This is a genomic window from Paenarthrobacter sp. C1 (assembly GCF_049315185.1).
In the GTDB taxonomy this organism is placed as follows: Bacteria; Actinomycetota; Actinomycetes; order Actinomycetales; family Micrococcaceae; genus Arthrobacter; species Arthrobacter nicotinovorans.
Genome location: NZ_CP186052.1, coordinates 3,150,920 through 3,165,671 on the forward strand (window position 1 = coordinate 3,150,920; position 14,752 = coordinate 3,165,671).

Below are 14,752 nucleotides of genomic sequence, written 5' to 3' on the forward strand. Positions count from 1 at the left end.
GCTATAAGACGTCGCCGGAACCACCTGTACGCGATGCGTAAGAGATGACGTCTTTTTGGAAGAGGAAGATGATTGCGGCAAGCGCGGGAAGGATCATTGCCAGCCCTTGGAACACGAGTCCGCCCGTCATGGTTGGAAAACCTATGGTGAGGACGAATAGTTGGGCCACCAGCGCAGCCGCGCGGGTCCACCTGTACCCGCGGAACAGGAAATGCCCCACCGCGAACAGCCACGTTGAGAAGGCCAGCAACAGAACAAGCGTAAAGACCGCTCCCCAAAAAGTCAGCACTGGAGCGCCAGTCAGGAGCTCGAAGCCATACCAGGCCGCGGCCGCCAGCAAGGCAAGCGCTTCGAGCACAACGACGACGGAAATGATCAGAATCCCTCGGGGACGCACGGTTCCCGAGTTGCTCGGAGACTGTCGGCCGGAACCATTGTTTCCATCGTGGCCAGCGTGAGGTTGGGCAGGGTCTACAGGAGGTCTTGACACACTGGCACACTACCGGACATAGTCATCTAGCAGTGAGGGCACTGGCGGCTGATGTGATGCATCGCTCACGGATTCCGAGCATTTCGACCACTAACACCCCTTGTTTACAAGGCGTTAACATGAAACGCTTGACTCAGACGACCAAGGGGGCCCATGCGGGCCCCTTTCCTTTGGAGCCTCTCGTGAATGTTTTCACAAAAGGCCCTTCTAGTTCTCACGAATGGAGTGACTGATCAGCATGGATTGGCGTAATCGCGCAGCCTGCCTCGACAAGGACCCGGAGCTCTTCTTCCCAGTCGGCAACACGGGACCAGCACTTCTCCAGATCGAGGAAGCCAAGAGCGTCTGCCGCCGCTGCCCCGTGGTGGACACCTGCCTTCAGTGGGCATTGGAGTCCGGCCAGGACGCCGGCGTTTGGGGCGGAATGAGTGAAGACGAACGACGTGCACTCAAGCGTCGCGCAGCACGCGCACGTCGCGCCTCCTAGTTTCGAAGAAAGAGAAAGGCCGCGGACCGAATGGTCTGCGGCCTTTCTCTTTATGGCAGACAGAACCTGAGGGCGCTAGGCCCGGGCGAGGTTAAGGACAATCTCCACGGCTGTTCCGCCACCCTCCCTCGGACTCCACTGGATGGTTCCGCCGAGCTCACTGGTGACCAGGGTGCGGACGATCTGCAAGCCCAAACCCTCCGTGTACTGCCCATCCGGCAGCCCCACACCGTCGTCGGCAATGGTGACGGTCAGGAACTCGTCCTTGCCGTCCCCTTCGGCCCGGTCAGCCACCAGCCACACTGTTCCGGTGCGGCCTTCCAGTCCATGCTCGACAGCATTGGTAACAAGCTCGTTGATGACCAGTGCCAGCGGAGTCGCAAAATCGCTGGGCAGCTCCCCGAAAAGCCCTGAACGTTCGGTTCGCACCTGTTGCGACGGCGAGGCCACTTCGGCTGACAGCCGGAATTGCCGCCCGATCAACTCGTCGAAGTCAACGCTCTGCGTAAGACCTTGGGACAGAGTTTCATGCACGAGTGCGATCGTGGCTACACGCCGCATCGCTTGTTCGAGGCCTTGCTTGGCCTCGTCGCTGACCATTCGCCTTGACTGCATGCGCAGGAGGGCGGCCACAGTCTGCAGGTTGTTTTTGACCCTGTGGTGGATTTCGCGGATGGTCGCATCCTTGGTGACGAGCTCCATTTCCCGGCGCCTGAGCTCGGAAACGTCGCGACAGAGCACCAGAGCGCCGAAGCGGTGTTGCTCGTCGCGAAGCGGGATGGCTCGCAACGAAAGGCTGACACCCCTGGATTCAATTTCACTTCGCCATGGCATGCGGCCCGTGACCACCAAAGGCAGGGTCTCGTCAACCATCCGCCGGTCCTTCAGCAAGCCTGCGGTCACTTCAGCCAATGAACGGCCTTCCAACGACTCGACTTCACCGAGTCTGCGGAATGCCGAAACACCATTGGGACTTGCGTATTGGACTATGCCGTCGGCATCGAGCCGGATCAGTCCGTCACCGACCCTCGGAGCCCCTCGACGCGACCCCGTCGGAGAAGCAAAGTCCGGCCACAGTCCGAGAGTGCCCATGCGAAGAAGGTCGTAGGCACACTGGCGATATGTCAGCTCCAGCCGCGAAGGCATACGGGAGCTGGAGAGGTCCATGTGGGACGTTACGACGGCGAGTGTTCTTCCGTTGCGCACCATGGGAACCGCTTCAACGCGTAGGGCCATCTCGCTGCTCCAGCTTGTTTCGCTTGAACGCTCGATGGCCCTGCTGTTCCATGCTTTCTCCACCAAGGGCCGGAGATCCGAGCGGATGCCCTCACCCACGAAGTCCGCATGGAACACCGTGTGCGATGTTGACGGACGGACGTGGGCGAGGGCAATGTAGCCGAACTCAGGGTGTGGGAACCACAACGCAAGGTCAGCGAAAGCCAGGTCGGCGACCATTTGCCAGTCACCGACGAGGAGGTGCAGCCATTCGGCATCTCCAGGCCCGAAATCAGCGTGTTCCCTGATGGGGTCTGTAAAGATTGCCACTGCACCTCCATTTGCGACGCGAGGATGTTCCTAGCGTCGGACGATTGACCTCAAGAGCCTTAATGCTACCGACAGTGAGGCCATGTCGTCGGCCTCGAGTGCGTTGACCTCATCAAACATGGTCTTCGCCCTGCCTAGTTGCTCGGCGTTCAGCCCCTCCCATGCCTTGAGCCGTTCTTCGGCAGACGCATTGGGTTCGGTTGCTTCAAGGACTGACGTAGTCATGTCGGCAACGGTCGAGTACAGGTCATCCCGAAGGGCTGCCCGGGCAAGAGCCTGCCAACGGTCATCCCGCGGCAGGGAGCTGATACGTTCGAGCAACGAGTCCACGTGGAAGCGGTTGAACACTGTGTAGTAAACGTGTGCCACATGTTCCACGGTGTCGTTGCCGGTCTGGGCGATCCGGGCGATGTCCAGAAGGGCGTAGCTCTCGAAGAGTTCCGCCCACCTCCGGGCGAGGTGTTCGGGAAGATCCCAACTCAGCGCCTTGTCGAGCCAGCCACTGATGCGGACCTTGTCCTCACCACGCAGGTAGTCCAGAAGCTTGGCGCGCAACGGTTCCATCATGGGCTTGAACGCTTCCACGACGCTGGCAATCGGCTGTGATGCCATTCCTTGTCCCAGTACCCAACGCACTGCCCGGTCGAGCAAGCGCCGGATGTCGAGATGAACTTCGCTCCAGTGCTCGGTGGGGAAGGACGCCGGCAGCGCATTCAGCTCAGCCACCATTGGGTCGAGGTCGTAGATTTCGCGCAGGGCTACAAATGCTTTGGCCACTGCGACCTCGTTCGCCGATGTTTCTTCGATGGCCCTGAACGCAAACGTGATGCCGCCCAGGTTGATGATGTCGTTTGCCACCACGGTGGCGATGATCTCGCGCCGCAGCGGGTGGGTGTCCAGCTCGGCGTCGAACTTCTCGCGCAATTGTTTCGGGAAGTAGTTGCGGATGGTGTCCGAGAACCACGGGTCGTCAGCCAGGTTGCTTTCGCGCAACGCCGTACCCAGCTCAATCTTCGCGTAAGCCGCGAGGACCGCGAGCTCCGGTGAGGTTAAGCCCTGGCCCTGTTCCAAACGGGCACGGAGGGTATCCGTGGTTGGCAACGCTTCAAGGTCCCGCTTGAGGTCGGCGGATTTCTCCAGCCAGTCCATGAGCCGCTCATAACTAGGACTCCAGTCCGCGACCCGCGTCCGGTCATTGAGCAGCAGGATGTTTTGATCGATGTTGTCCTGCAGCACCAGCCTGCCGACCTCGTCGGTCATGTCGGCGAGGAAGGCAGCCCTCTCAGCCTCTTGGAGCTTGCCGGCCGCCACCATCCGGTCCACGAAGATCTTGATATTGACCTCGTGGTCCGAGCAGTCCACGCCTGCGGAGTTGTCGATCGCATCCGTATTAAGGATGACGCCTTGCAGAGCGGCTTCAATACGCCCGCGCTGGGTCAATCCGAGGTTTCCGCCCTCTCCAACAACCTTGACCCGCAAGTCACGCCCATCCACGCGGATGGAATCGTTGGCCCTGTCACCGACTGCTGCGTGGGTTTCCGTGCTCGCCTTGACGTAGGTGCCGATACCACCGTTGTAGAGGAGGTCGGCCGGTGCCAGCAGGATTGCGCGGAGCAGTTCAGGCGGGCTGAGTTGTGTCGTTCCCTCGGGCAAGCCCAACGACTTCCGCACCTGTTCGGAGACCGGAATCGTCTTTGCCTGGCGTGCATACACACCGCCGCCCTCACTGATGAGTGCCCGGTCGTAATCGTCCCAGGAAGAACGGGGCAGCTCAAACAAACGTTGCCGCTCAGCGAAGGATGCTGCTGCATCAGGTGCGGGATCGAGGAAGATGTGGCGGTGGTCGAAGGCGGCCACCAGCCTGATGTGGCGCGACAGCAGCATGCCGTTTCCAAAAACGTCACCTGACATATCGCCAACGCCCACCACGGTGAACTCTTCGGTCTGGGTGTCGAGGTCGAGTTCGCTGAAGTGACGCTTGACCGACTCCCAGGCTCCGCGCGCCGTAATACCCATCGCCTTGTGGTCGTAACCGACCGATCCACCGGAGGCGAAGGCGTCACCCAGCCAGAAGCCGTACTCGGCCGCCAGGCCATTTGCCGTGTCCGAGAAAGTTGCCGTGCCCTTATCGGCCGCCACCACCAGGTAGGAGTCGTCGCCGTCGTGACGAACAACGTCCGACGGCGGGACAAGCCTTTCGCCGTCGGCCGACGTCACGAGGTTGTCCGTAATATCCAGCAAGCCCCGGATGAAAGTCTTGTAGCTTTCGATACCTTCGGCCATCCAGGCGGCGCGGTCCACGGCGGGATTGGGCAGTTTCTTCGCGAAGAACCCGCCCTTGGCACCCGTTGGGACGATAACGGCGTTCTTGACGGTCTGTGCCTTCACCAGCCCAAGGATCTCGGTTCGGAAATCCTCCCTGCGGTCCGACCAGCGGAGACCGCCACGAGCCACCTTGCCGAAACGCAGGTGCACCCCTTCAACGCGTGGGGAGTAAACCCAGATTTCGAACATCGGACGCGGGAAGGGCAGTCCCTCAATCGACGTCGGGTCCAGCTTGAAGCTGAGGTATTCCTTGTTCTGGAAGTAATTGGTTCGCAGCGTGGACTCAATAAGGTTAATGAAGGTCCGCAGGACACGGTCGGCATCCAAGGTGGCAACCTGTTCCACCGACTCGGCGAGGGAGGCACGCGCTGCCTCCTGGCGTTCGTCCCGCACCTCGTCCGCCACCGAGGGATCGAATCGTGCTGAGAAGAGTTCAATGAGCCCACGCGCAACGTCGGGGTTGCCCAGCAGGGTATCGGCGATGAAGCCGAAGGAGTTCGTGTTCCCCATTTGGCGCATGTACTTGGCGTACGCCCTCAGCACCACTACCTGACGCCAGTGCATTCCTTCGCGGAGCACCAGGCGATCGAAGTTGTCGGATTCCACCGCACCGGTGACTGCAGCACCGAAGGACTGGGCCAAGAGACTTCCGGTAGCCAGGGGGTCGACTCCCGCGGGGTACTTCAGTCCCAGGTCGTAGAGGAAGAAATCGCGATGATCCGCAGTTTCGATCTCGAATGGCCGCTCATCCAGTACTTCCAGGCCAAGGTTGTGGAAGTAGGGAAGGATCTGGCTCAGGCTCTTTGGCTCCATCAGGTAGAGCTTGACCCGGGCGTCTTCCTCCAAAGCCTCACCCGCTCCGTCGGGAAGGTACACGTGGACGCCGGGTTTCACATTTCGAGTGGCTTCACCGGCCCGCTCCGCCTGGGCACCGTATTCCTCAAAGCGTTCGATGTCCTGCAGCGCGTCTTCGACCTCATAGTCCACGCGGTAGCCAGCGGGGAACGCTTCGGCCCAGAGAGCCGCCAGGGCATCTGCGCTCTCGGCAGGGTGATGCTCTCGAAGCACCTCCGTAATGCCCTCGCTCCAGGACCTCGACGCCCGCATCAACCGGTGTTCGAGTTCCTGTACGTTCACTTCCGCCAGCTCAGCGGTGCGAGGCAAACGAATCCGGAAGAAGACACGGGCAAGTGCCGATTCAGTGATCCGGGCCTCGTAGTCGATCGTCTCGGCCTGGAACGTCTCACGGAGTTCCTGCTCGATCCGAAGCCGGACACTGGTGGTGTAGCGATCGCGGGGCAGGTAGACAACGGCAGACATGAAGCGGCCGTAAATATCGGGACGCAGGAACAGCTTCGTCCTGCGGCGCTCCTGCAGGCGCTGGATCCCCATGGCGGTTGCGGCAAGATCCGCTATCTCGATCTGGAAGAGTTCGTCCCTGGGGTAGGTCTCAAGGATGCCCAGGAGGTCCTTGCCGGAGTGTGAGTCAATCGGGAAACCAGCATTCCTCAGGACCGCGTCAACTTTGTCCCGGACGATCGGGATACTGCGGACAGAACCCGTGTAGGCACTTGTGGCGAACAACCCGATGAACCGGCGTTCACCGTTGACGTTGCCCTGGGCGTCAAAGCTCTTGACGCCGATGTAGTCGAGGTAGGCAGGACGGTGGACCGTGGAGCGCGAGTTTGCCTTGGTGATGACCAGCGCCCGCTTCTCTCTTGCCCTCTTGCGACCCGCATCGGTCAAGTGTTGTACCTGGCGGGTGGTGTCCCCTGCGCGGAGGAGTCCCAGGCCACTGTCCTCACGAAGCTGCAGGACGTCCTCGCCCTCTTCCTCCACGAGGTCATATTCGCGGTATCCCAGGAAGGTGAAGTTGCCGTTGTCCAGCCAGCGCAGAAGGTCCTGCGCCTGCCGCAGCTCAGCAACTTGCTCGGGATGGGAGACTCCGCCGAGCGCTTCTGCCAGTTCCAGCGCCTTGCTGCGCATTTTCGGCCAGTCCTCGACGGCGGCACGCACGTCCCCGAGAACGCGATGCAGGCCTTCAATGAGTTGTGCGCGGGCGTCATCGCTGACACGGTCAATTTCGACGGCGATCCACGACTCCATGTGCGAGGCATTGTCACCATCGCCGAGAAGGTGGGCGATGCTCGGCAGAGCAGCGGTGTCGCCACTGGAAATACCCACAGTGGACGGGACCCGGGAAACGCTGCGCATTTCGCCGGAAACCCGGTCACGGGTCACGACGAACAAGGGGTGCATGACCATGCGGATGGCGCAGTTTTGGCGGACGAGCTCTGCGTTCACGGAGTCCACAAGGAAGGGCATGTCATCCGTGACGATATAAACAACGTTACGATCGGATTCGCTGCCGATTTCCACCAGGGCGTTTCCCGGACGGCGCGACTGGGCGACCGCTTTGTGCTTGGTGGCCCGCGAGATCAGCAGCTCCGGGGAATATGCCTGCGCATCCTCCTCCGCGAGGTGCTCGTAGTAGTCACCGAAGAACCCTTCACGGACAACTGCTGCATCGGACCGATCCTCCACGCTGGATCCTGACGACATCGACAAACGCCTCCATCACAAGTTGATTGCTGCGACTCTGCAGCCCACATGCCGAGCCTAGCGCTTAAGGCGCTGCAGGGCTCTGATACTTCGCCCAAAGGAATTGCGTTTTTGATGGACAGGTGCACATACGAGGCCGGCGATGGCAATCCTCAGCTCTGAATCGGGTGCGCATTCCAAGAGCACAGATCCCGTGAGCAGCGCCGTATCGCAAGCGAGCGGATCCGAGGGGAGGTAAGCGTCGATGCCCGTGCTTGGACCGTACCGGTTCCAGGCATCCTGCAACTGTTGGTGCGGGGCATATCCAACGGCTGATCGCTTGACTTTGTTCAACACAATTCGTGGCGACGCCTGCGGAACAACCTCTGCCAGCTCAGCCAAACCCCGCACCAGCCGTGGCACGCCGATGGCATCCGCGGTCCCCACGGCAAAGACAACGTCGGCCAGCTCAAGACTGCGAAGTGTTGCCGCGTTACGCCTTGGAGCCAAAGTGTCAAAGCTGAGTTCTTCATCGGATTCGAGACAGAAGCCCACGTCAATTACCACAGTGTCGGCCAGCTGCCTGGCTCTCTCCAAAACGCGAGTCAGAGCTGCGGCCCGTAGTTCAGTCCAACGGTCCGCCCGCGTGGTCCCGGTCAAAACGCGAAAAGAACCCGCCTTGGTGAAGACGCGGCTGGCCGTACCCGCCAGGGCATCGGCATCGAGCAGGCCCTGGTCGGCGAGTCTGCACGCTTGGGCCAAACCAGCCGACTCGTCCAGAAGGCCCAGCATCGCCGACACGCTGGCTCCGTAGCTATCCGCGTCCACCAGGATGACCGACTGACCATCAGCGGCCAATTCCGCCGCCATGTTGACCGCAAGCAAAGTCCTGCCCGGGGCACCGGTTGGCCCCCACACCGCGAAGATGCGCCCCGCACCATCACTGGGCTCTTCCGATTTCCCATCCGGCAGCGCCAGCTGCGGCGGTTCAACACTTGGATCCGCGAAACCCGCGCTGAGGCCATTGTCGGCCCGACCATAACGGCTGGCGCGTGCCACTGCTTGGGAAATCTCGTCCGCGAGGGCTTTGGGTTCAATATCCGAGGACGCGGCAACAACTCCGATGGAGCGGAGCCGCCCGGCTTCATCCGGATTATCGGTCAAGGCGAGGATAGAGACACCTACCGCCGCAAGCCTGTCCACCAACGTCGTGGTGAGTTCCTCGCAGCCGTCACCGACTATGGCCGCCAGCGCCAAACCGCTCTGGCACGCAGCCATCAGTTCGGCAAGTTCTGAACAGCGTCGGACAACCGTCACAGGGCCGTGCAGGCGTTCCAGCCCCTCAATGACGGCTTCCTGGGCGGCACCAACGGTTACGACGGGGATACTCATGAGACCCGTCCCGCTGGATTCCAGACCACGGAAACCTTGGCCTTGTTGGCCTGCGCCCCGAGCAGTTTTGGCATCTGCCCGTCTGTGACCAGGACGAGCACCGTTGAGGTTTTCGCCGCTCCCAATGTGGCAGAGCCGGGGACGATCTGCGCGATCTCAGCGCCCGGCAGCAGCAGCTGCGGATCCTCATAAGCCGCAGCCGCTCCAGGCATGGCAACCCAAACATCCACCCGGGCCCCTGGGCCCGCCTGGGCCGGCAACTCCCCGTCCATGGCAATGGCCACAGGCTTTCTGTCCAACGCATCGGCTGTGCCGAGGCTTTCACGGGGCAGCAGCTGGTTCCTGGCCACCCGCTGCAGGGCGACCTTCCCGGCTGACAGTCCATCCTCAACGGTGATGTAGCCTTCCTCAACCTCATCCAAACGCACCTTGACGATGGAAAGGTCCTCAGTGGTTATCTGCTGGCCGACCGCGATCTCTTCCCGGGCGGCGTATACCTGCGTCGTTTTGTCAGCACTTCCAACCAAGCCAACTGCTCCGGCCACTGACAGGAGCACCAGCAGGACGCCTATCAGCAGCCGGGGGTCCTTCCATGAAGGCTTGCTGATGCGTGCGGCGGCAAGAGGTGCAATTGGACCCATGTTTGTCTACTCCCCCAGAACGTGTTGTGAGCATGGTCGGCGGACCCGCCTCCCCATTCTTACCGTCGGGCGATATCCACCCCAAAGCCAGTGGCCGCAAATGGGCCGAAACTGTGGATAACTACACCAAACGACAGTGTGAGTGGCAAAATGGAGCCATGCCCCGATTCCTGACATTGGCCGATGTCGCCGAACAGCTCCAGATAAATTCCCCCCAGGCGTACGCCCTCGTCCGCAGCGGGGAGCTCAAAGCAATCCAAGTGGGAGGGCGCGGACAATGGCGTATCGAAGAGACGATGCTCGAGCAGTACATTCAAGACCGATACGCCGAAGCCAGCCGAATGATAGAAGAGGCCAAATCCAAGTCAGGCCAGCCTGGCAGCCGGAGCGCCTAGAGCTCCTGGCCGCTGGCTGAGCTGAGCGCCACGAGCGACCCGAAGGGGACAGTGACAACACTGGCCACATTGCCGGGGCGCCGGACTTCACCGTCTTGCACCACAGCGACATCAAAGTGATCCCGCCCCACCCTGTCGATGACACCCCTCAACTCAAGACCCCCGTTGGCCAACGCGCCTAAATGCACAATCACCGACGCCCGGTTCCTGGCCAACGCCCTCAGCGCTGTGGCCATACCCAGCGGAGATTGGAGCCGCGGAGAGGCCTTCTGCGCATACCGGCCCAGTCCCTGATAACTGAGGACCGAAGGGAAGGGAACCAGCCATTGCCGGACGCCCTCGGTCAGGACCAACCACTCACCTCCAACGTGGGTAACCACCCCGAGGAGCGTCGCGCCGCCGGAGAGGACCACTTTGACCTTCGCGGCACCCAGGGCACGTAACCGATCGGTGAGTTGGATCGTCGCCAGCTCCACCCTGGCCCGTTCAGTGATCTCCGTTTCCCTCTCCAAGGCCCGTTCAGCCAAAAATTGTGCTTCCAAATCGTTGAAGAGAGAGTCCCATCTCATGTCGTCAGACTAGGCTGCATTACGGAGCCAACGCCAATCCCTGCCCGTCAAGGCAGACCCACGATTGGACAGGCATGAAAAAGTGTGCCAAAAATGGACTCCAGATTGATCAAACTCCATCAAATTGCATCAAACGAAGCTTGGGGGCTTTGAATGGCACGAACCTTGCGGAGAGACACCGGGCTTGCTGTGGCGATCCTTGGGCTGGGACTCCTTCTGGCGCTGGCAGGCAACATCCTCGTCGGCCAATGGCAGACTTCCCAACGACATCATCAGAGCCTTTCCTTTGATGTGTTGGCAGGATTTGCTGCAAGCGCCGCGGGAACAGCGATAGTTGCCTGGTGGGTGCTTTCCCTAGTGATGGCATTTCTCGCCGCCCTCCTCCACCGGGTGGGCGCCGGCAACAGAGCCACTGCCCTCTCGAGGTTCAGTCCCCCGTTCATGGTCAGGCTTGCGGTAGCCGTACTGGGCATGAACCTCCTTGGCGGTGGCTTGGCTCAGGCAGACGTCCAACCAACGCCGGAGTGGATTCCGACTTCCACGCACGGCCGCACAGTCCTCACGGAGCCGTCTCCTGCAGCCACGGGCGGAGTTGACAGCAGCAACACAACGTCGACCGCGCCCGATCCGGGCTGGCGGCCCCGGCCACCCGTGGTTGTTCCAGGGCTACTCAGCCAGCCAGGATCCCGCGATGCAGCAGCCGCACCCGGGAGCGTGAGCGGTGTGGAGGTAAAAGCCGGGGACACACTCTGGTCCATAGCCGCCTCGAGGCTGGCACCGTTTTCGACTGACGTGGATGTTGCCGCCGCATGGCCGAAGTGGTACGCCGCGAACCGCTCTGTCATCGGTGACAACCCCGCCGTACTGCTTCCAGGCCAAATCCTTCAACCTCCCGAACCCGCATAGCAGCGGCAACGTCACACCCGGACTCAATGAAACAGCCGCCTACTCAGGGGCGGCAGCAAGCCTCACAGCAAACCCCAGCGTCATCCCAGCAGAAGCCACCCGAGCATAAGCGTTCCCCGCGCTTTGGCTCATGTAGTGAATGCCAGAGGTATGACCTTGTCCGTTGCAACCGCAAACCGGCCCCCAATCCGCCAAGGCACCCAACGTGCCAGCGCCTCGTCCGGCTCGACAAAAGGGGCCGACACAGACATCCGGTTGGTGGCGCGCAGTATTGCCCAGGCCGCCCTTGAGGTTCTTGCAGGCACGCGTCCGCTTGTGCAGTTGTCGCGCTCGCTGGACTCGGAATGCTATTTGGCCCTTCAACATCGCGCGGCTCTGACCCGCAAACATGCAGCGCGCAGCAAGGGAAGTCCACAACCGCACCTCAGCCCGATGGTCCGTTCGGTTCGCGCTTGTTCCATCAGTGAATCAATTTGCGAAGCCAGCATCGTCGTCGCTGAAGAGGGCCGTTGCCGTGCGGTTGCCATGCGACTCGAACGGACCGACGGCTTGTGGCAGGTTACTGCGCTTGAGATCGGCTGAGTCCGTGGGAGTCCGGGCCGGGGTCCACAAGTCCGGATAAGTCCGGATAAGGCTAAGGGGCGATCCCCGGACCGGTATGTCCGTGGGATCGCCCCCTTGGTGTTCCTAACGCTTATTGTTCCTAGCGGCGCTTCTTCTTCGCGGGTTTGCGCTGTTCTTGGCTTGCTGCCTTGGCAGGGTTCCCTGAACGGCCCGACGCACGTCCTTCGATCCGCGTCTGCGTAGCGCCATCTTCACCGGGTGCGGTGTACTGCAATTGGGCCGGTTTCTCCGGTGCCTGCAGGCCAGCGGCCCGGATCTGGGGATCGTGATGTTCTGTGTGTCCCCCGGCCGCCGAATCATCCGCCACTACGACATCCTCGGCCGGCGTCACTTCCACCTCAAGGTTGTACAGGAAACCGATGCTCTCCTCGCGGATGGCCTCCATCATGCTCTGGAACATCACGAAGCCTTCGCGCTGGTATTCCACCAGCGGATCACGCTGCGCCATTGCTCGGAGCCCGATTCCCTCCTTGAGGTAGTCCATCTCGTAAAGGTGTTCCTGCCATTTACGACCAAGAACCGACAGTACAACGCGGCGTTCCAGTTCCCGCATGCTCTCGGAACCGATGGCTTCTTCGCGTGCCTGATAGACGAGGCGCGCATCGGAGAGGATCTCTTCGCGCAGGAAATCAGCCGTAATCCTCGACTTGCCGCCGGCTTCCTCAATGACTTCTTCAGGGGTTACCGTCGCCGGGTACAGGGTCTTCAGGTTCGTCCACAGCTGGTTGAAGTCCCAGTCGTCGCCATTGCCTTCGGCCGTTGCTGCATCAATGAGGGAGTTGATGGTGTCCTCAAGGAAGTACTGGACCTTTTCGTGCAGGTCATCGCCCTCAAGGATCCGACGGCGGTCGCCGTAGATTGCTTCACGCTGGCGGTTGAGGACGTCGTCGTATTTCAGGACGTTCTTGCGCTGTTCCGCGTTGCGGGCTTCCACCTGGCCCTGGGCCGAGGCGATGGCACGTGAGACAAGCTTTGACTCGAGTGCGACGTCGTCAGGTACCGAGCTGTTCATGAGCCGCTCAGCTGCCCCCGAATTGAACAGCCGCATGAGGTCGTCCGTGAGGGAGAGATAGAAACGGGATTCACCGGGGTCGCCCTGGCGTCCGGAACGGCCGCGCAACTGGTTGTCGATCCGGCGGGATTCATGTCGTTCCGTACCCAGGACGTAAAGCCCACCCAGGTTCAGCACTTCTTCGTGTTCGTCCTTGACGGCCTGCTTCGCTGCGGCGAGGGCCTCGGGCCAGGCGGCCTCGTACTCTTCGGAATTCTCCTCCGGGTCCAGTCCGCGCTTGGCGAGCTCGGCAATGGCGGTGAATTCGGCGTTGCCGCCCAGCATGATGTCGGTGCCACGGCCAGCCATGTTGGTTGCGACCGTCACTGCACCCTTGCGACCGGCCTGGGCAACAATGGATGCTTCCCGGGCGTGGTTCTTTGCGTTCAGGACTTCGTGGCGGATGCCTTCCTTGGCCAGCAGCTTGGAAAGGTATTCGCTCTTCTCAACACTCGTGGTACCGACCAGCACAGGCTGGCCGTTCTCGTGGCGCTCGGCGATATCCGCAACGACGGCGTCGAACTTTACAACCTCGTTCTTGTAGACGAGGTCCGACTGGTCGATGCGCTGCATGTCACGGTTGGTGGGAATGGGAACCACGCCGAGCTTGTACGTGCTCATGAATTCGGCGGCTTCAGTCTCTGCCGTACCGGTCATGCCGGAGAGCTTTGAGTACATGCGGAAGTAGTTCTGCAACGTCACTGTGGCGAGGGTCTGGTTCTCAGCCTTGATCTCGACGTTTTCCTTGGCCTCAATGGCCTGGTGCATACCTTCGTTGTAGCGCCGTCCGGCCAGGATACGGCCGGTGTGCTCGTCAACAATCAGGACCTCGCCGTCGAGGATGACGTAATCCTTGTCCCGCTTGAAAAGTTCCTTGGCCTTGATGGCGTTGTTCAGGAAGCCGATGAGCGGCGTGTTGGCCGATTCGTAAAGGTTTTGGATCCCGAGGTAGTCCTCCACCTTTTCAATACCGGCTTCGAGGACTCCGACGGTTCGCTTCTTCTCGTCGACTTCATAGTCGACGTCGGGCTGGAGCCGAAGGACAACCTTGGCAAATTCGCTGTACCAGCGGTTCGTGTCGCCTTGGGCCGGACCGGAAATGATGAGCGGTGTACGTGCCTCGTCGATGAGGATCGAGTCGACTTCATCCACAATCGCGAAGTTGTGTCCGCGCTGAACCAGCTCGCTGGCGTCCCAGGCCATGTTGTCCCGGAGGTAGTCGAAGCCGAATTCGTTGTTGGTGCCGTAGGTGATGTCCGCTGCGTACTGCTCCCTGCGGACCGTTGGATCCTGGTTGGAGAGGATGCAACCGCTGGTGAGGCCAAGGAAGCGGTAGACGCGGCCCATGAGCTCGGACTGGTATTCAGCCAGGTAGTCGTTGACCGTCACCACGTGCACGCCCTTGCCGGTGAGCGCATTCAAGTAAGCCGGCGCCGTAGCGACGAGGGTCTTGCCTTCACCGGTCTTCATTTCAGCGATGTTGCCCAGGTGAAGTGCTGCGCCGCCCATGAGCTGGACGTCGAAGTGGCGCATGCCCAGGGTTCGGGACGAGGCTTCACGCACAGCAGCGAAGGCTTCCGGCAGCAACGCGTCCAGCGTCTCCCCATCCTGGTACCGGGACCGAAGAACGTCCGTTTCGGCACGAAGTTCGGCATCCGTGAAGGACTTGAAAGAGTCTTCCAGGGCATTGATGGAATCGGCATAGTTCCGCAGTTGCTTGAGGGTCTTTTTGTCACCCGTGCGGAGAAGTTTTTCGATTAGTGATGCCACGTGAAAGTGCTCCCAG

The 14,752-nt window shown here is 61.0% G+C and carries 11 protein-coding genes; 4 read left to right on the forward strand and 7 right to left on the reverse strand.

Annotated elements, in window-relative coordinates:
- Window position 1: 1 nt before the first annotated feature.
- Window positions 2-490, reverse strand: coding sequence for a hypothetical protein (locus ACNAOU_RS14745; RefSeq protein WP_035733094.1), 489 nt, complete (start codon window positions 488-490; stop codon window positions 2-4).
- Between the two features lie 238 nt (window positions 491-728).
- On the opposite strand from ACNAOU_RS14745, the gene ACNAOU_RS14750 reads away from it, so the two are divergent.
- The gene (locus tag ACNAOU_RS14750) at window positions 729-977 is read left to right on the forward strand and encodes a WhiB family transcriptional regulator (protein ID WP_003804966.1); all 249 of its coding nucleotides are present in this window, start codon (window positions 729-731) and stop codon (window positions 975-977) included.
- A gap of 75 nt (window positions 978-1,052) precedes the next feature.
- Here the strand turns inward: ACNAOU_RS14750 and ACNAOU_RS14755 are convergent, their stop codons facing one another.
- The 4 genes from ACNAOU_RS14755 to ACNAOU_RS14770 are packed head-to-tail and all read right to left on the reverse strand — an operon-like array spanning window position 1,053 to window position 9,421.
- Entirely contained in the window at window positions 1,053-2,522 is a 1,470-nt protein-coding gene (locus ACNAOU_RS14755; RefSeq protein ID WP_018776429.1) for a sensor histidine kinase, read from the reverse strand.
- Between the two features lie 30 nt (window positions 2,523-2,552).
- The gene (locus ACNAOU_RS14760; protein WP_422757139.1) at window positions 2,553-7,409 is read right to left on the reverse strand and encodes an NAD-glutamate dehydrogenase; all 4,857 of its coding nucleotides are present in this window, start codon (window positions 7,407-7,409) and stop codon (window positions 2,553-2,555) included.
- Window positions 7,410-7,466: 57 nt separating this feature from the next.
- The gene (locus ACNAOU_RS14765; RefSeq protein WP_422757140.1) at window positions 7,467-8,780 is read right to left on the reverse strand and encodes an AAA family ATPase; all 1,314 of its coding nucleotides are present in this window, start codon (window positions 8,778-8,780) and stop codon (window positions 7,467-7,469) included.
- A complete protein-coding gene (locus ACNAOU_RS14770) occupies window positions 8,777-9,421 on the reverse strand; it encodes a flagella basal body P-ring formation protein FlgA (RefSeq protein ID WP_422757141.1) in 645 nt (214 codons plus the stop codon). Before ACNAOU_RS14770 ends, ACNAOU_RS14765 begins: the two co-directional genes overlap by 4 nt.
- A gap of 158 nt (window positions 9,422-9,579) precedes the next feature.
- Here ACNAOU_RS14770 and ACNAOU_RS14775 point away from each other — a divergent pair, with 158 nt between their 5' ends.
- Window positions 9,580-9,816 (forward strand): helix-turn-helix domain-containing protein, encoded by a 237-nt coding sequence (locus ACNAOU_RS14775; protein ID WP_018776433.1) that lies wholly within the window; start codon window positions 9,580-9,582, stop codon window positions 9,814-9,816.
- Here ACNAOU_RS14775 and ACNAOU_RS14780 read toward each other — a convergent pair.
- On the reverse strand, window positions 9,813-10,385 hold the full coding sequence (locus ACNAOU_RS14780) for a hypothetical protein (protein WP_055971976.1): 573 nt from the start codon (window positions 10,383-10,385) through the stop codon (window positions 9,813-9,815). The two genes, ACNAOU_RS14775 and ACNAOU_RS14780, sit on opposite strands and share 4 nt — an antisense overlap.
- A 153-nt stretch (window positions 10,386-10,538) precedes the next feature.
- Here ACNAOU_RS14780 and ACNAOU_RS14785 point away from each other — a divergent pair, with 153 nt between their 5' ends.
- The gene (locus ACNAOU_RS14785; RefSeq protein ID WP_422757142.1) at window positions 10,539-11,291 is read left to right on the forward strand and encodes a LysM peptidoglycan-binding domain-containing protein; all 753 of its coding nucleotides are present in this window, start codon (window positions 10,539-10,541) and stop codon (window positions 11,289-11,291) included.
- 258 nt (window positions 11,292-11,549) lie between these two features.
- Window positions 11,550-11,873 (forward strand): Rv3235 family protein, encoded by a 324-nt coding sequence (locus ACNAOU_RS14790; protein ID WP_231375202.1) that lies wholly within the window; start codon window positions 11,550-11,552, stop codon window positions 11,871-11,873.
- Window positions 11,874-11,994: 121 nt separating this feature from the next.
- On the opposite strand, the gene secA is transcribed toward ACNAOU_RS14790, so the two are convergent.
- Entirely contained in the window at window positions 11,995-14,736 is a 2,742-nt protein-coding gene (gene secA, locus ACNAOU_RS14795; protein WP_018776437.1) for a preprotein translocase subunit SecA, read from the reverse strand.
- Window positions 14,737-14,752: the final 16 nt, after the last annotated feature.